Annotated in this window: 13 protein-coding genes; 5 read left to right on the top strand and 8 right to left on the bottom strand. The window is 62.4% G+C overall.

Annotated elements, in window-relative coordinates:
• Positions 1-53: 53 nt before the first annotated feature.
• On the bottom strand, positions 54-785 hold the full coding sequence (locus AC07SI_RS10260) for a GntR family transcriptional regulator (protein ID WP_177343952.1): 732 nt from the start codon (positions 783-785) through the stop codon (positions 54-56).
• A 113-nt stretch (positions 786-898) separates the two neighbouring features.
• Here AC07SI_RS10260 and AC07SI_RS10255 point away from each other — a divergent pair, with 113 nt between their 5' ends.
• From AC07SI_RS10255 to AC07SI_RS10245, 3 genes are all read left to right on the top strand, one after another.
• Entirely contained in the window at positions 899-2254 is a 1356-nt protein-coding gene (locus AC07SI_RS10255; RefSeq protein WP_065906055.1) for a class-II fumarase/aspartase family protein, read from the top strand.
• Between the two features lie 85 nt (positions 2255-2339).
• Positions 2340-3644: a cation:dicarboxylate symporter family transporter gene (locus AC07SI_RS10250; RefSeq protein ID WP_495005670.1), complete on the top strand. Its 1305-nt coding sequence runs from the start codon at positions 2340-2342 to the stop codon at positions 3642-3644.
• A 12-nt stretch (positions 3645-3656) separates the two neighbouring features.
• The gene (locus AC07SI_RS10245) at positions 3657-5048 is read left to right on the top strand and encodes a class II fumarate hydratase (protein WP_495005669.1); all 1392 of its coding nucleotides are present in this window, start codon (positions 3657-3659) and stop codon (positions 5046-5048) included.
• A gap of 62 nt (positions 5049-5110) precedes the next feature.
• On the opposite strand, the gene AC07SI_RS10240 is transcribed toward AC07SI_RS10245, so the two are convergent.
• From AC07SI_RS10240 to urtA, 6 genes are all read right to left on the bottom strand, one after another.
• Complete coding sequence (locus tag AC07SI_RS10240) at positions 5111-6193, bottom strand: hypothetical protein (protein WP_495005668.1); 1083 nt, start codon at positions 6191-6193, stop codon at positions 5111-5113.
• A 341-nt stretch (positions 6194-6534) separates the two neighbouring features.
• A complete protein-coding gene (gene urtE, locus AC07SI_RS10235) occupies positions 6535-7224 on the bottom strand; it encodes an urea ABC transporter ATP-binding subunit UrtE (protein ID WP_046383753.1) in 690 nt (229 codons plus the stop codon).
• A 10-nt stretch (positions 7225-7234) separates the two neighbouring features.
• A complete protein-coding gene (urtD, locus tag AC07SI_RS10230) occupies positions 7235-7993 on the bottom strand; it encodes an urea ABC transporter ATP-binding protein UrtD (protein WP_025855702.1) in 759 nt (252 codons plus the stop codon).
• On the bottom strand, positions 7990-9153 hold the full coding sequence (gene urtC / locus AC07SI_RS10225) for an urea ABC transporter permease subunit UrtC (protein ID WP_065906047.1): 1164 nt from the start codon (positions 9151-9153) through the stop codon (positions 7990-7992). The genes urtD and urtC overlap by 4 nt, the downstream gene beginning before the upstream one ends.
• 10 nt (positions 9154-9163) lie before the next feature.
• Positions 9164-10081: an urea ABC transporter permease subunit UrtB gene (urtB, locus tag AC07SI_RS10220; RefSeq protein WP_495005667.1), complete on the bottom strand. Its 918-nt coding sequence runs from the start codon at positions 10079-10081 to the stop codon at positions 9164-9166.
• A gap of 170 nt (positions 10082-10251) precedes the next feature.
• Positions 10252-11460, bottom strand: a complete 1209-nt coding sequence (gene urtA, locus AC07SI_RS10215) for an urea ABC transporter substrate-binding protein (protein ID WP_065906042.1) — start codon at positions 11458-11460, stop codon at positions 10252-10254.
• Between the two features lie 300 nt (positions 11461-11760).
• Here urtA and AC07SI_RS10210 point away from each other — a divergent pair, with 300 nt between their 5' ends.
• Together AC07SI_RS10210 and AC07SI_RS10205 are read left to right on the top strand one after the other, a co-directional pair.
• Entirely contained in the window at positions 11761-15144 is a 3384-nt protein-coding gene (locus AC07SI_RS10210; RefSeq protein WP_213550877.1) for an ATP-binding protein, read from the top strand.
• A complete protein-coding gene (locus tag AC07SI_RS10205; RefSeq protein WP_495005666.1) occupies positions 15119-15784 on the top strand; it encodes a response regulator in 666 nt (221 codons plus the stop codon). Before AC07SI_RS10210 ends, AC07SI_RS10205 begins: the two co-directional genes overlap by 26 nt.
• Positions 15785-15903: 119 nt before the next feature.
• Here AC07SI_RS10205 and AC07SI_RS10200 read toward each other — a convergent pair whose 3' ends face one another.
• Entirely contained in the window at positions 15904-16734 is an 831-nt protein-coding gene (locus AC07SI_RS10200) for an IclR family transcriptional regulator (RefSeq protein WP_106804313.1), read from the bottom strand.
• Positions 16735-16936 lie beyond the last annotated feature (202 nt).

The following is a 16936-nucleotide window of genomic DNA, read 5'->3' as shown; positions in this document are numbered from 1 at the left end:
TCCAGTCTCATCGGGCCAGCCCAATCGGGAAATACGTTGGATGACGTATGGGCTCAGAGCTTGTCGCGTTTCATCTGCATGGTCAGGGTGAAACGGTCGGCGGGATAGACCGTTTCCGACACCGCAATCAGCGCCCCGGCTTCATCGCGGTATTGGCGGATGATGTTCAACCCCAGCGCGCCGCCCTGCGCCTTGAGGCTGGCAGCCAGCTCGGCGGGCAACTGCACCGGGCGCACCTGTTGGTCAACCACCTCGATAGGCCGCGAGAAGGCCTTGCCGATCAGCGCGGCAATGAGTTCGTCGGGATGCTTGCGCGCGTCGGGGATCACCTCGGCAAACGCCTGTTCGGCGTACACATCGGTCCAGCACAACGGCGCATTGCCGGCGCTGGCATCGACCTTGATGCTCGACACGCAGAAATAATGCCCGCCCGGTTCCAGCCCCAGGCGCCGGGCCAGGGCGATATCGGCGACAAACTCCCGCACGCCCTGGATATCGCGGATATGCGTCTCGGCCACCTGCACCAGGTCGGCCACCGAGGCCATTGCCTGGGAATAGCCGCCCTGCGGCGAGGCGGCTTCGACCCGCGTGCCCACACGCTTGCGGCGCGAGACCATGCCCTGCCCCTGCAACTGGTCGATGGCCGCGCGCACCGTGTGGCGGCTGACCGCGTACAGCGAGCACAGCTCGAATTCAGTCGGCAACAACGACCCTACCGGGTAATGACCGCTGCCGATCTGCTCGATCAAGTCCTTGGCAACTGCCGCATAACGCCTCTGGCTCACGCTTTCCATTCTTACCCTCGCTGTCGAGTTGACAGTGTATCAGTCCAGGCGCAATCATAATGTACGGACATATTAAATATGTATGGTTTAAAAATAACAAATAGGGTTTTCCCATGTCGAGTACCGTTTTTGATTCCGCCCTGTTCCGTGACATGTTCGGCACCGCCGAAATGCGCGGTGTGTTTTCCGATAAAGCGCTGATCGAGCGTTACATCGAAGTGGAAGTGGCCCTGGCCCGCGCCGAGGCGCGTTGCGGGGTGATCCCTGCCGAGGCGGCCGAGCAGATCGCTGCGCTGTCGCAGTACCAGGCGCTGGACCTGGCGCTGATGCAGCACGAGACCGAGATCGTCGGGTACCCGATCCTGCCGCTGGTGGAGCAACTCTCGAAGATCTGCGGCGAAGCCGGCCGCTATGTGCATTGGGGCGCCACCACCCAGGACATCATGGACACCGCCGTGGTCCTGCAGGTGCGCGCTGCGCTGGCCATCGTCGAGCGTGACATCCAGGCGGTACGCGGCCTGCTCGCCGGCCTCGCGCAGCGCTACCGCGACACGCCGATGGCCGGCCGTACCCACTTGCAGCACGCGCTGCCGATCACCTTCGGCTACAAATGCGCGGTCTGGCTGAGCATGTTCGACCGCCACGCCGAGCGCCTGGTGGAACTGCGCCCACGCGTCGAAATCGGCCAGTTCGCCGGGGCCGCCGGCACCCTCGCCTCTCTCGGCGACAAAGGCCTGGATGTGCAGGCAGCGCTGATGGCCGAACTCGGCCTGGGCGTGCCGCAAGCCACCTGGCACGTGGCGCGCGATGGGCTGGCAGAAACCCTGAACTTCCTTGGCCTGGTCACCGGCTCCCTGGGCAAGATCGCCCTCGACATCATGATGATGATGACCAGCGAACTGGGCGAAGTGTACGAACCCTTCGTCAAGGGCCGTGGCGCCAGCAGCACCATGCCGCAGAAGCGCAACCCGATTTCCTGCGAACTGATGTACGCCGCCGCCAAGGGTGTGCGCCAACACGCCGGGCTGATGCTCGATGCGATGATCCAGGATTTCGAACGCTCCACCGGCCCGTGGCAGGCCGAATGGATCGCCATTCCGGAAGCCTTTGCCCTCAGCGCCGCGTCCCTGGGGCAGGCAACCTTCATGCTCGCCGGCCTGGAAGTGCGCCCCGAGCGCATGCGCAAGAACCTCGACATGACCCAGGGCCTGATCGTCGCCGAAGCCGTGATGATGGGACTCGCCCCGGCGCTCGGCCGCCAGGTGGCCCATGACGTGGTGTACGCCGCCTGCCGCATGGCCAACGACCAGGGCACCAGCCTGCTCGACGCCCTGCTCGCCCAGGGTGAAGCCACCGCGCAACTGGACCTCGCCGAACTGCAACGCCTGACCGACCCGGCCAATTACCTGGGGCTGGCGCCGCAGATGGTCGATATCGCGCTCGCGCGCCAGGGTGCGGTAAAACGCTGACCTTGCAGGGGCCGGCTTGCCGGCTCCTGCAGGGGGTTGCCTGCGCTTTACGTCGCCGAACCATAACAACAATGAGATCACAGACATGTCATCCACCCCCGCAAAAAAACCGCTCTACAAGGACCTGACCTTCCAGGTCGTCGCCGCGATGTTCCTGGGGATCGCCTTCGGCTTTCTCGCCCCGGAACTGGCTGCCAGTTTCAAGATCCTTGGCGATATCTTCCTCAAGCTGATCAAGACCGCCGTCGCGCCGCTGGTGTTTTTCACCGTGGTCCACGGCATTGCCTCGGCCGGCGATATCAAGCGCGTCGGCAAAGTTGGCCTGCGTGCATTGATCTACTTCGAAGTGGTGTCGACCATCGCCCTGGCCATCGGCCTGCTGTGGGGCAACCTGCTGCAGATCGGCTCCGGCATGCATGACGCCCACCCGAGCGCCGCTGCCGCAGCCGCCACCACCGCCGCGGTGGCCAAGGGGCACGCACCGGCCTCGACCATGGACTTTATCTACGGCATTTTCCCCGACAATTTCGTCGGCGCCTTCGCCGGCGGCCAGCTGTTGCAGGTGCTGGTGATCTCGGTGTTGTTCGGCTTCGCCCTGTTGGCCCTCAAGCCCGAGCGCCGCGAAGTCATCGAAGATGGCCTGAACCGCATCTCCGAGTGCTTCTTCGAGTTCATCAACCTGATCATGAAGTTCGCGCCGCTCGGCGCCTTCGGTTCGGTGGCCTATGCGGTCGGCAGCAACGGCACGGCGGTGCTGATGTCCCTGGCCAACCTGGTGTTGATGTTCTACGTCGGCATCGCGTTCTTCATCTTTGTGGTACTCGGCGCGGTGTGCCGCCTGAGCGGCTTCAGCCTGTGGCGCTTCCTCACGTATATCAAGGATGAAATCTTCATCGTGCTCGGTACCGCATCGTCGGAAAGCGCGCTGCCACGCCTGCTGCAGAAGCTCGAGAAGTTCGGCTGTTCCAAACAGAGCGTCGGCCTGGTGCTGCCCACCGGCTATGCGTTCAACCTCGACGGCACCTCGATCTACATGTCGCTGTGCGTGCTGTTTATCGCCAACGCCTACGGCGTGCCGCTGAGCTGGGAACAACAGCTGGGCATCATCGCGATCATGCTGGTGACCTCCAAGGGCGCAGCGGCGGTGTCGGGTGGCAGCTTCGTGGTGTTCGCCGCCACCGTCACGGCCATCGGCGTGCTGCCGGCCGAAGGCCTGGCGCTGTTGTTCGGGGTGTACCGTTTCATGTCCATGGCCATCGCCACCTGCAACACCATCGGCAACAGCGTGGCCACGGTGGTGGTGTCGAAATGGTCCGGCGAGTTTTCCCACCAGACCGCCCAGGATGAATATCAACGTGTCCTCGGCCGCCCCGCCGGCGCGGCGCTTTAACGGAGCATAGGGATGTCCAGTACACGAATCGAACACGATGCGTTCGGCCCCGTCGAAATCCCGGCCGACCGCCTGTGGGGCGCACAAACCCAGCGGGCCCTGCAGGTCTTCGGCAGCAAGCAGCCGTTTCCCGCCAGCCTGATCCGCGCCTTCGGCCAGCAAAAGCGTGCCTGTGCCCGCGCCAATGCGCGGCTCGGCACATTGGCCCCGGCCCTGGCGGACGCCATCGAACAGGCGGCCGAGGCCTTGGCCGACGGCGCTTTCGACCAGCACTTCCCGCTGTCGATCTGGCAGACCGGCTCCGGCACCCAGACCAACATGAACGCCAACGAGGTGATCGCCAACCGTGCCAACCTGATGCTGGGAGGTGAACTGGGCAGCAAGTCACCGGTGCACCCCAACGACCACGTGAACCGCTCGCAGTCGTCCAACGACAGCTTTCCGACGGTGATGCACCTGACCACCGTGCTGGAACTGCGCGGGCGCCTGCTGCCCGCGCTGGGCCAGCTGCACAACGAACTGAAGGCCAAGGCCGACGCCTGGCAGGACGTGCTGAAAATTGGCCGCACGCACCTCATGGATGCCGTGCCGATGAGCCAAGGCCAGGCATTTGGGGCGTTTGCCCAGCAGATCCAGCACGGCATTGCACGCCTCGAAGGTTGCATGCCGCGCCTGTGCCTGTTGCCCCAGGGCGGCACGGCGGTGGGCACCGGCTTGAATACGCCGGTGGGATTCGATGTGGCGTTCTGCGAAGAAATCAGTCAGCTCACCGGCGTCGGCTTTGCAACCAACCCGTGCAAATTCGAAGGCATGGGCACTCACGATGCGTTGGTGGAAGCCTCCGGCGCGCTGAACGTGCTGGCCGTGTCACTGACCAAGATCGCCAACGATATTCGCCTGCTCGGCTCGGGTCCGCGTTGCGGCCTGGGGGAATTGATCGTGCCGGACGATGGCCTGACCTCCTCGATCATGCCCGGCAAACGCAACCCGACCATCGCTGAAGTACTGGTGCAAGCGGCCATGCAGGTCATGGGCAATCACACCACCATCACCCTGGCGGGCGCGTCGAGCACGTTCGAGTTGAATGTGGCCAAGCCGGTGCTGATCCACAATCTGCTGCAATCGATCGAGGTGCTGACGGATGCCGTCAGCCTATTCAGCCACAGGTTGCTCAGTGGCCTGGAGGTCAATCGCGCGCAACTGACGCACAACGTCGAGCATTCGCTGTTGTTGGCCACGGCACTCAACCCGGTGCTGGGCTATGACCGTGTAGCGCAGATCACCCGCAAGGCTGCGGACGAGAGGCTGACACCGAAGGAAGCGGCGGTCCGGTTGGGGTTGATCAGTGCCGAGGCATACGCCCAGCACGTACGGCCGGAGGCCATGATCCGCCCGACACCCTAGCGGGCGGCGACGCCTGAAGGACGCGAGGTGCCACCGACGTGATCGGCGGCACCCTGCGCAGGTCAACGGGGGCGCTCGTCGTCCCGCTCTTTCTTGATCATGTGCTTCAGGTTCGCCAAATCGAATCGCTGGTCCTTGTACCCAGGATTACCTTTGTCATCCACGCCGATATCGGTGTCTTCCAGAAGCTCTTTGCGCTGGAGAAGCTCAGTCGCTGCCTGGCGCGCTTGCGGGGTGTAGGTTTTATCCGAAGGCACTAACCCAGCGGCTTGTTTCAGTTCCTTGAAGTTGACATAGTCATCACCATCACCGTACTCGACAAAGTGCTTTTTAATCGTTTCCAGCAGCTCTGAGTTACTCATGTTTTCGAATCGATTGGAGGTATTCGCCAGGTCTTGCCGAGTGAACCCGCCATCCAGTTCACCGGTTTTACCTTCATCATATTTCCTGAACAAATCCCCTCGATCCAGCAGTTCCCGGGCGACATTCATCTCATCCTTAGTTGCCGGCATACCGTCCAGTCGGCGACCCGCAGCCACTGCATTCAGCGACCTGTCGGTGATTTCACCGGGTTTGTTCGGGTCTTCCAGGGAGCTGAAACGGGTGAGTACGCGGTTGCTGAAGTCTTCATTGCTGAGGTGACTGTACGCATTATTCTCGGCATCCGGCATTCGGTAAGCTGGCGCGCGCTGGTAGATAGGCCGCTGCAGCGCGAAGTCTGGATCTTCATACCGCGGCGCGGGTCCGGAATATTGCGGGAAAAATTGCTGGTTGACCCTGTGCTGTTGCATGGCGCCGTTAAATTGGCCCGCGCGCATCGGCGGCATCGAAAGTGCCTCCCGCTCCTCAAGAAGATCAATAGCAGCAGATACGTCGCCGTGACTGATATACCCATCTTCCTGGCCGCCGTTATTAACTGAGTCGAACAACTTGCCTATTTCCGGAAAGCCGAGAACCACTTGGGCCAACTGGGTCATATCATTGTCCCGCGGGTTTCTCATCTGGGGCCGATCGGCCATGCCCCTGATTGAATCAAGCGAGACAAAATCCGTTTTGGGCATCCGGAAATAATCAAAGTTATTTGCAAACTCCCGCGCGATGCCGGACCACGGAGCATTCGCATAAGGATTATAAGAATTACGCATTCCAACATCAGGGGGGAATGACATTAAGCCCATGCCGGAAAATGCCCGACTGTGGGGTTGTTGGGGATAACACAGGTCCATAGTTACACCTCAGGTCATGGAGTCGATAGATGCCAATCCAATAAAGCTGCTCGACGGATTAACGTCCCACTCTGTGGCCACTGACAACACGCCAGTTCCAAAGACCCGAGGCAAACAGACAACTCAGCACCGGAAAAGGACTTGGACAGGCTCAGCATACGGCCCGAGCAGCACGCCGATAAAACCTGGCATGGCTGTAGGAAAACGCCTGGAACAAACACGCTTCCTCGCAACCCAACGATCACTTTTGCAGCCGCAGTTCACACCGACAAATACCGGCTGATGGTCGCTTCATCCACCCTATCCCGCGTCTCCTCAATCACAAACCGGCCCTTCTCGATCACCAGGAAACGGTCGGCGATCTCCAGGGTAAACGACAGCACTTGCTCCGACACCACTATGGTCAGGTCGCGCAGGTTGCGAATCTCCTTCAGCGTGCGCGCGATGTCCTTGATGATCGACGGCTGGATGCCCTCGGTCGGTTCATCCAGCAGCAGCACCTTGGGATTGGTCGCCAGCGCGCGGGCAATTGCCAGCTGCTGTTGCTGGCCACCGGACAGGTTGCCGCCCTTGCGCGACTGCATGTCGTAGAGCACCGGGAACAGCGCATACAGATCCTCCGGCACCTTGCCGCGTGCCGACGCTGGCAGGCCGGTCTGGATGTTCTCCAGCACCGTCATGCTCGGGAAAATCATGCGCCCCTGCGGCACATAAGCGATGCCGCGTTCCACCCGCTCATGGGTTTCCAGCGCCGACACATCGTGCCCGTCCACACTGACCTGGCCTTTCCACTGCGGCAGGATGCCCATCAGGCTCTTGAACAAGGTGGTCTTGCCCATGCCATTGCGGCCCATCACCGCGACGATCTCACGCTTGGCCACGTTCAGGTCCAGGTCGTGGAGGATCTGGCTCTGCCCGTAGCCGCAGGACAACTGGTCGATCTTGAACATGCCCGCTTCCTCAATGGCCCAAATACACTTCGATGACTTTAGGGTTGCTTTGCACCGACTCCATGCTGCCCTCGGCCAGCACCTTGCCCTGGTGTAGCACGGTGACCTTGTGGGCGATGCTCTTGACGAATTCCATGTCGTGCTCGATCACCAGCACCGATCGGCCCTGGCTGATGCGATTGAGCAGCTCGGCGGTCTGCGCGCGTTCGTTGACACTCATCCCGGCCACCGGCTCATCGAGCATCAGCAACTCGGGGTCCTGCATCAGCAGCATGCCGATTTCCAGCCACTGCTTCTGTCCGTGGGACAGCAGGTCGGCCTGTTGCTGCAGCAGGTCACCGAGGAAGATTTCCCGCGCGACTTCTTCCACCCGCGCGATCACCTGGGCGTTGCGTTTGAAGAACAACGCGCCCCACACCTTGCGCCCGGCCGGGTAGGACATCTCGAGGTTCTCGAACACCGTGAGGTTCTCGTAGATCGACGGGTTCTGGAACTTGCGCCCGACGCCGGCGCGCACGATGTTGTACTCGCGCATCTTGGTCAGTTCCTGGCCGTCGAACTGGATGCTGCCGCTGGTGGCGCGGGTCTTGCCGCAGATCAGATCGAGCACCGTGGTCTTGCCGGCGCCGTTGGGGCCGATCACCACGCGCACTTCGTTGCGGTCGATGTACAGGTTGAGGTTGTCGACCGCCTTGAAGCCGTCGAACGACACGGTGAGGCCTTCGATGGCCAGCACCGGTTTTTTCATTTCAAAGCCGACGGCGGTCATGGCTGGGTCTCCAGGATCTTGCTTTTAGCCTTGGATTTAACCGACGGGCTCGCCGGAGTCGCCGCTACGGGTTTGCGCCGCAGCACTTTGGCCAGTGCCTGGCGCCCATGGCTGTCCCACAGGCCGGCCAGGCCGTTGGGGAAGTACATGACCACGGCGATAAACAGCCCGCCCATCAGGTACAGCCACAACTCGGGGAAAGACTCGGAAAAGTAGGTCTTGCCGTAGTTCACCAGCAGCGCGCCATACACCGCGCCGAGCAGCGACATGCGCCCGCCCACCGCGGCGAAAATCACCATCTCGATCGACGGCACGATGCCCACGAACGACGGCGACATGAAGCCCACCTGCAAGGCAAACATCGCCCCGCCGATCGCCGAGAACGCGGCGGCTACGCAGAATACGAAGATCTTGAAGCTGGCCACGTCGTACCCGGAAAACCGCACGCGTTCTTCCTTGTCGCGCATCGCCATCAGCAGCCGGCCGAGCTTGGACGCGAGGATGAAACGGCCAATGAAGATGCAGCCGAACAGCAAGCCGGCGTTGATGAAGTACAGGATCAGCTTCGCGCTGTCGGTGCGCAGGTCCCAGCCGAGCAGGGTCTTGAGGTCGGTGATGCCGTTGACGCCGCCGGTCAGGCCTTGCTGGCCGACGATCAACACGGTGAGGATCAGCGCAATCGCCTGGGTCACGATGGAGAAGTACACATCGCCCACGCGCCGCTTGAACAGCGCCATCCCGATGATGAACGCGAGCAGCACCGGCACCGCGATCACCGCCACCAGGGTAAAGCTGAAACTGTGGAACGGCTGCCACAGCCAGGGCAGTTCGGTGATCTGGTTCCAGTCCATGAAGTCCGGGATGCCCGGGGTTGACTGGATCTTGGTGCTCTCGGGGTCCGAGGCTTCCAGCTTGAGGAACATCGCCATGCAGTAGCCGCCGACGCCGAAGAACACGCCCTGCCCCAGGCTGAGAATGCCGCCATAGCCCCAGCACAGCACCAGGCCCACGGCGACGAACGCGTAGGTCAGGTATTTGCCGACCATGTTCAGCCGGAACGCGTCGAGGGTCAGCGGGAATACCACAAGGATCAACAGCGCCAGCAACACGATGCCGATCAGGTTTTGCTGGCCGCCCAGCAGCTTGTCTAAAGCCTTCATCTGCTCGCCTCTACTTGCGCACTTTGATGGAGAACAACCCTTGCGGGCGCAGCATCAGGATCAGAATCACCGAGGACAGGGTGAGTACCTTGGCCATCGAGCCACTGAGGAAAAACTCCGACAGCGATTGGGTCTGGGCGATCACGAACGCCGAGGCGATGGTGCCGAACAGGCTTTGCGCGCCGCCGAAAACCACCACCAGGAAGGTGTCGACGATGTACTGCGATCCCGCCGTGGGCCCGGTTGAGCCGATGGTGGTGAACGCCGCGCCCGCCACACCGGCGACGCCACAACCGAGGGCGAAGGTCATGCGGTCGACCTTGCGCGTGTTGATGCCCACCGCGCGGCTCATCAGGCGGTTCTGCACCGTGGCGCGCACCTGCAGGCCCCAGCGCGAGCGGTAGAGCATGATGAAGATCGCACCGGTCAGCAGCAGGGTCAGGCCCATCATGAACAGGCCGTTGCGCGGGATCTCGATGGCATCGGTGAAATTCACCGAGCCCATCAGCCAGGCCGGTGGTTCGGCGCTGACCTCACGGGCGCCGAACACCGAGCGAAAGGTTTGCTGCATCACCAGCGACAGGCCCCAGGTGGCGAGCAAGGTGTCCAGCGGGCGCTTGTACAAGCGGCTGATCATCGCCCATTCCACCAGCCAGCCGATGGCCCCGGCCACCAGGAATGACAGGCCGATGGCGAAGAAGAAGTAATAGGGTTGGAAGCTTGGCGCAAAGTGCGCGGTGAGGCTGGAGCACACGTAGGTGGTGTAGGCGCCGATGGTCAGGAACTCGCCGTGGGCCATGTTGATCACGCCCATCTGCCCGAAGATGATCGCCAGCCCCAATGCCATCAGCAACAGCACGCAGAACACGGACAAGCCGTTGAACCCCTGCATCGCCGTGATGGCTCCAAATTCCGATAGCCATTCCATGATGATGGTCTCCTGAGCGGGAGGTAATGATGAAAACCAAGGTCTGCTTTTGATTTATGTGGGAGCGGGCTTGCTCGCGAATGCGGTGTATCAGTCAAACCATCTGTGAATGACACTGCGCTTTCGCGAGCAAGCCCGCTCCCACCTTTAGATCAGCGCCAGATCCAGGCTTATTGATAGCCCTTCGGAAACGGGTTCGGCTCGATCAGATCCGACTCGTAGATCACTTTGAACTGGCCGTTGGGCTGCACTTCACCGATGCGCGACTTGCTCCACAAGTGATGGTTTTCGTGGATCTTCACGTAGCCTTCCGGCGCGGTTTTCAGCTCGATGCCCGGCGAGGCGGCGACGACTTTATCCACGTCGAAACTGCCGGCCTTCTCCACCGCTGCTTTCCACAGCCATGGGCCGAGGTAGGCCGCCTGGGTCACGTCGCCGATCACCGCGTCCTTGCCGTACTTGGCCTTGAAGGCTTCGACGAAGGCTTTGTTGTTAGGGTTGTCCAGGCTCTGGAAGTACTTCATCGAGGCATAGAAACCGGCCATGTTTTCGCCGCCGATGCCGAGCAGTTCGTCTTCGGTCACCGACAGGGTCAGCAAGGTTTGCTTGGACGAATTCACACCTGCCGCGTTGAGCTGTTTGTAGAACGCCACGTTGGAGCCGCCGACCACCGCCGCGAAGACCACGTCCGGTTTCTTCAGCTTGACCTTGTTGATCAGCGAACCGAACTGAGTGTTGCCCAGCGGGTAGTAGTCTTCGCCGACCACGGTGCCGTGCAGCACGTTTTCAATGTGCTTGCGTGCGATCTTCATCGAGGTGCGCGGCCAGATGTAGTCGGAGCCGACCAGGTAGAACGTCTTGGCGCCCTTGGTCTTGGCGATCCAGTCGAGGCTGGCGAGGATCTGCTGGGTGGCTTCCTGCCCGGTGTAGATCACGTTTTTCGACTGTTCCAGGCCCTCATAGAAGGTCGGGTAGTAGAGCAGGCCGTTTTCTTTCTCGAAGATCGGCAGCACAGCCTTGCGCGAGGCCGAGGTCCAGCAGCCGAACACGGCGGCGACCTTGTCGTTGACCAGCAGCTTCTTGGCCTTTTCGGCGAAGGTCGGCCAGTCGGAGGCGCCGTCTTCCTGGATCACCTTGATCTGCCGTCCCAGGATCCCGCCCGAAGCGTTGATCTGCTCGATGGCCAGGCGTTCGGCCTGGATCGAACCGGTCTCGGAAATCGCCATGGTGCCGGTGGCCGAGTGCAACTGGCCGACGGTGACTTCAGTCGGGGTCACGGCCAGGCCTTCGTTATCGGCCAGCACGCCCTGGCTGAACAGTGCGGCCGCCAGCAAGGACAAGGCCAACAGGGGTTTGGAGCGGATCAATCGTGGTGCCATGGGGCGACTCCTCTGCAATGAGGGGTCCAGCATGGCGGCGGCCGGCCAGCACGGGTATACGCAGCCTGACGTAACGGCATACGTCATTTGACGTATGCCACTGCGCACCATTTTCGAGCAGGATCCCGCCCGCCCTGAAAGCACCGATCAATGTAGGAGCTGGCTGGCCTGCGATGGCGGTGTATCCATCGACTTCCCATGCCTGACCCACCGCTATCGCAGGCAGGCCAGCCCGCACATTTTGAATCGGGGCACGGAACTTGCTCATCCACCTTGCCCACTCCCCGGAGCCATCCCACCGTGCATCCCCTCCCCGGCACCCAGCGCATCGTCAAGATCCGCCGCGACTACAACACCTGGGTCGCCGACGAGACCATGGAAGACTACGCCCTGCGCTACACGCCCAAGTCCTTTCGCAAATGGTCGGAGCTGCGCATCGCCAACACGGCCCTGGGCGCGGTGTCCTTCCTGGCTCTGGAAGCCATCGGCGGCGTGCTGGCCCTGAGTTACGGCTTCACCAATACGTTCTGGGCGATTCTCGCCATCAGCCTGGTGATCTTCCTCACCGGCCTGCCCATCAGTTACTACGCGGCGCGCTATGGCGTGGACATGGACCTGCTGACCCGTGGCGCCGGCTTCGGCTATATCGGCTCGACCATCACCTCGCTGATCTACGCCAGCTTCACCTTCCTGTTCTTCGCCCTGGAAGCGGCGATCATGGCCCTGGCGCTGGAGCTGTATTTTCATATCCCGCTGGCGATCGCCTACGTGATCTGCTCGCTGCTGGTGATCCCGCTGGTGGCCTACGGCGTGACGTTGATCAGCCGCCTGCAGCTGTGGACGCAACCGGTGTGGCTGCTGTTGCTGGTGCTGCCCTATGGCTTTGTGTGGTGGAAAAACCCCGACGCCTTCAGCGACTGGACCAGCTTCGTCGGACGCAGCGGCGAAGGCGGCGGCTTCAACCTGCTGGCGTTCTGCGCCGCCTGCACGGTGGCGCTGTCACTGGTGACGCAGATCGGCGAGCAAGTGGACTACCTGCGCTTCCTGCCGGAAAAAACCGCCGCCAACCGTAAGCGCTGGTGGGCCGCCCTGCTCTGCGCCGGCCCTGGCTGGATCATCCCCGGCGCGTTGAAAATGTTCGCCGGCGCGTTTCTCGCGTTCCTCGCCTTGCAACATGAAATCCCCATGGAACGCGCTGCCGAGCCGACGCAGATGTACCTGGTCGCGTTCCGATACGTGTTCAGCTCGCCGGAATGGGCGCTGGGCGCGATGGTGCTCTTCGTGTTCATCTCGCAGATGAAGATCAACCTGACCAATGCCTACGCCGGCTCACTGGCCTGGTCGAACTTCTTTGCCCGCGTGACCCACAGTCACCCGGGCCGCGTGGTGTGGCTGGTGTTCAACGTGGCCATCGCGCTGATGCTGATGGAGCTGGGCGTGTTCGATGTGATCGACCAGGTGCTGGGGCTCTACGCCAATATTGCAATTGCCTGGATCGGCACGCTGGTCGCTGACCTGGTGATCAACAAACCGCTGGGGCTGTCGCCCAGGCACATCGAGTTCAAGCGCGCGCACCTCTACGACATCAACCCGGTGGGTGTCGGCTCGATGCTGGTCGCCTCGTTGCTGTCGATCCTCGCGCACTTCGGGCTGTTCGGCAGCCTGGCCCAGGCCGCGCCGCCGTTCGTGGCGCTGGGCACGGCCTTGATCATGGCGCCGCTGTTGGCCTGGCTGACGAAAGGCAAGTACTACATCGCGCGCACCAGCGACCTGCAACTGATCCACCCGGTGGCGCCCGCCACCCACGCGGTGTGCGGGCTGTGCAGCAACCCGTTCGAAACCGCCGACATGGCGTTCTGCCCGGCCTACAGCACGCCCATCTGCTCGCTGTGTTGTTCACTGGACGCACGTTGCGGCGATCGCTGCAAACCCCACGCGCGCCTGGTCACCCAGTTCGAAGGCGTGTTGCGCTGGCTGCTGCCGACTACCCTGATGCCGCGCCTGCACACACGGCTGGCCCATTACCTCGGGTTGCTGCTGGTACTGGAGCTGTTGCTCGCCAGCGCCCTGGCGTTGATTTACGTGCAGGCGGCCCAGGGTCTGCCGCACTCCGAGACTTTGTACCAAGCGTTCTTCAAGGCCTTCCTGACCCTCTCGGTACTGGCTGCCGTGCTCGCCTGGTGGGTGGTGCTGACCCGCGAAAGCCGGCGCGTGGCCCAGGAAGAGTCCGACCGCCAGACCTTGCTGCTGATGCACGAAATCGACGCTCACAGCCTCACCGACCAGGCCCTGCAACACGCCAAGGAAGCCTCCGAAGCTGCCAACGCCGCCAAGAGCCGCTATGTCACCGGGCTGTCCCATGAGCTGCGCACGCCGCTGAACAGCATTCTCGGCTTTACCCAAATCCTGCAGCGTGACGGCGCCATGCCCGAGCAGCACCAGGACGCACTCGCGACCATCCTGCGCAGCGGCTCGCACCTGTTGTCGCTGATCGACGGCCTGCTGGATGTGGCCAAGATCGAGGCCGGCAAGCTGCGCCTGGAACTCACCGAAATCCCCTTCCCCGAACTGATCCATGACCTGGAGCAGATGTTCACGCCGCAAGCCCAGGACAAGGGCCTGCGCTTTCGCCTGGACTGCGTGGGCAAGATCCCGGCGGTGGTGCGCGGTGACGAAAAGCGCGTGCGCCAGATCCTCATCAACCTGCTCGGCAATGCGGTGAATTTCACCGACAGCGGCGAGGTGTGCCTGCGGGTCAGCTACAGGCGCGAGACTGCCAATTTTGAAATCATCGACACCGGCATCGGCATTGATCCGGGGCAGATCGAGCGGATTTTCCAGCCGTTCGAACGCGGCGACCTGATGCGCCAGGACAAGGGCGTCGGCCTCGGGCTGACCATCACGCGCATGCTCACCTCCTTGATGGGCGGCGAGCTGCGCGTGACCAGCGAACTGGACAAAGGCACCTGCTTCCAGGTGCGGCTGTTTCTGTCCCAGGTGCGCGCGCCGCAGGCGGTGGTGCATGTGGAGCACGACATCATCGGCTACCAGGGCGCGCGTCGACGCATCCTGGTGGTGGACGACCATGTGGACCATCGCAAGGTGCTCAGCGGCATGCTCACGCCGTTGGGCTTTGAGGTGGTGCAGGCCAGCAACGGCCAGGATGCGATTCGCCAGGTGGCGCTGCTGGCCCCGGACCTGATCCTGATGGACCTGTCGATGCCGACCCTGGACGGCTACGAAACCAGCCGCCTGATCCGGCGCAATGCGCTGTGCACCGCGCCGATCATCGTGATTTCCGCCAACGCCTTTACCGACGACCGCGAGCGCAGCATCGCCGCGGCCTGCAACGACTACCTGGCCAAGCCGGTGCGCACCCCGGAACTGCTCGGGCGCCTGCAACAGCACCTGGACCTGCAGTGGCTGCGGCGCACCAAGACCTTCACCGCACCGCCGCCGCCCAGCGTATTGCCCAGCCCTGAAGACCTTGCCGCCCTGGCGGAACTCAGCGCCATCGGCTATGTGCGCGGCCTGCACGCCAAACTCGACACGATCCTTGCACACCGCCCCGATGCCGAACCGTTCATCACCAAGCTGCGCGGGCTGCTCAAGGGCTTTCGCCTGGATGAACTCAACCGAACCCTCAAGGAGGCCGCAGATGAATGCACTCACCCACAGCACTGAACCCGGCGTGGTGCTGATCGTCGACGACACCCCGGACAACCTGGCATTGCTCTGTGACGCGCTCGACGACGCCGGCTACATGGTGCTGGTGGCCCTGGACGGCCTCAGCGCGTTGAACCGCGTGCAACGCCGGCGTCCGGACCTGATCCTGCTGGACGCGATGATGCCCGGCCTGGACGGTTTCGAAACCTGTCGCCGGCTCAAGGCAATGCCGGCCAGCGCGGATGTGCCGGTGGTGTTCATGACCGGGCTGACCGACAGCAAGCACGTGGTGCAAGGCTTCGAGGTGGGTGGCAGTGACTACGTGACCAAACCGATCCAGATCGATGAGGTACTGGCACGGGTGGCGGCGCACCTGCGCACGTCACGCATCTTGCTGTCGGCGCGAGAGGCGACGCAGCCGAATGTGCTGACGCTCGAGGATGAGCCGGCACAGCGGCTGCTGTCGGCCAGGTTCCAGTTGACCGAGCGTGAGGTGGAGGTCTTGCGCTGGGTCGCGTGCGGCAAGACCAATCGGGATATCGGCGACATCCTGGGGTTGAGCCCCAGGACAGTGAACAAGCATCTGGAGCATGTGTATGTGAAGTTGGGGGTGGAGACCCGAACGGCGGCGACATCCGTGGCCCTGGCCGCGATCTGAACAATGGGGGAGCGGGCTTGCTCGCGAACGCGGTGTGTCAGTGGACATATCCATGACTGACCTGTCGCATTCGCGAGCAAGCCCGCTCCCACACTGGTTCTTCATCGTGGCGGAGTGGGTTACCCACCGAAGGTCTGCGACGGCCTGCGCAGGGTCGGATCAAACGGGTTGATGCGTGGACCGATCGCCGCGGCTTCGCGCTTGAGCAACTCAACCACCATTGGCAAGCGGCTCGGCCCCAACCGATCACTGATGGTCGCCACACTCAGCGCCGCTACCGCGTGGCCGTCGCGATTGAGGATAGGCACCGCCAGGCCTGCCATGCCTTCCAGCACCCCGGTATTGCGCGCCGCATAACCCAGGTTGCGCACGTTCTCGACCTCCGAGCGCAGCAGCACCTCGTCGTACAGGTGGAAGTCCTTGAGCCGTGGCAGGTTGTAGCGGATCACCGTCTCGCGCTCTTCTTCCGGCAGGAACGCCAGGATCGCCAGGCTGCCCTGCCCCACACCCAGCGCCACGCGCCCGCCGATATCGCCGGTGAAGGTACGGATCGGGTACGGCCCTTCGCTGCGGTCGAGGCAGATCGCATCGAAGCCACTGCGCGCCAGCAGGAACAGCGAATCACCCAATGACGCACTCAGGCGCAGCATGCTCGGCCGCACCAGGTCGCGCAGGTTGCCGGTCTTGCCCGCGTTCGCCGCCAGCGCAAAGAACTCCAGGCTCAAGCGATAGCGCTTGCTGCGCGCATCCTGCTCGACCATGCCCTCATCCATCAGGCTGCGCAGCAGGCGGTGAGTGGTGGGCTGGGACAGGCCAACCTGTTGCGCAAGTTGGGTCACGCGTTCGCCACCTTCCGGCACCTCGCCCAGGGTGCGCAGCAGCGCAAACAGTCGGGAGACTCCGCCGGCGCCGACTTCCCGGGCATTTTCATTCCGCTCAGTGGAATCCATATCACGTGTTCTCTTAGAAAATTCTGGTGAGTGAATAAAAACGAAAAAAGTAGTTCATTGAGTGAAATTCCATCTTCCGCCCATCCTAGTCTTCGTCCTAATCTGCGTCCACAGGGGCGAAATGAACAACTAACGGCAGCCGACTCAAGATCGAGCGCCAACGCACCGGCAACACCTCATTCGCATCTGCCCAAAACAAAAA

This window comes from Pseudomonas sp. GW821-FHT05D12, from assembly GCF_059419825.1.
The sequence above is the reverse complement of the archived record's forward strand: the minus strand, read 5'-3'. Positions and strand labels throughout refer to the sequence as shown.

Coding starts and splice junctions, on each gene's coding strand:
- AC07SI_RS10255 (WP_065906055.1), top strand. CDS start 899: ATGTCGAGTACCGTTTTTGATTCCGCCCTGTTCCGTGACATGTTCGGC.
- AC07SI_RS10250 (WP_495005670.1), top strand. CDS start 2,340: ATGTCATCCACCCCCGCAAAAAAACCGCTCTACAAGGACCTGACCTTC.
- AC07SI_RS10245 (WP_495005669.1), top strand. CDS start 3,657: ATGTCCAGTACACGAATCGAACACGATGCGTTCGGCCCCGTCGAAATC.
- AC07SI_RS10240 (WP_495005668.1), bottom strand. CDS start 6,193: ATGCGTAATTCTTATAATCCTTATGCGAATGCTCCGTGGTCCGGCATC.
- urtE (WP_046383753.1), bottom strand. CDS start 7,224: ATGTTCAAGATCGACCAGTTGTCCTGCGGCTACGGGCAGAGCCAGATC.
- urtD (WP_025855702.1), bottom strand. CDS start 7,993: ATGACCGCCGTCGGCTTTGAAATGAAAAAACCGGTGCTGGCCATCGAA.
- urtC (WP_065906047.1), bottom strand. CDS start 9,153: ATGAAGGCTTTAGACAAGCTGCTGGGCGGCCAGCAAAACCTGATCGGC.
- urtB (WP_495005667.1), bottom strand. CDS start 10,081: ATGGAATGGCTATCGGAATTTGGAGCCATCACGGCGATGCAGGGGTTC.
- urtA (WP_065906042.1), bottom strand. CDS start 11,460: ATGGCACCACGATTGATCCGCTCCAAACCCCTGTTGGCCTTGTCCTTG.
- AC07SI_RS10205 (WP_495005666.1), top strand. CDS start 15,119: ATGAATGCACTCACCCACAGCACTGAACCCGGCGTGGTGCTGATCGTC.
- AC07SI_RS10200 (WP_106804313.1), bottom strand. CDS start 16,734: ATGGATTCCACTGAGCGGAATGAAAATGCCCGGGAAGTCGGCGCCGGC.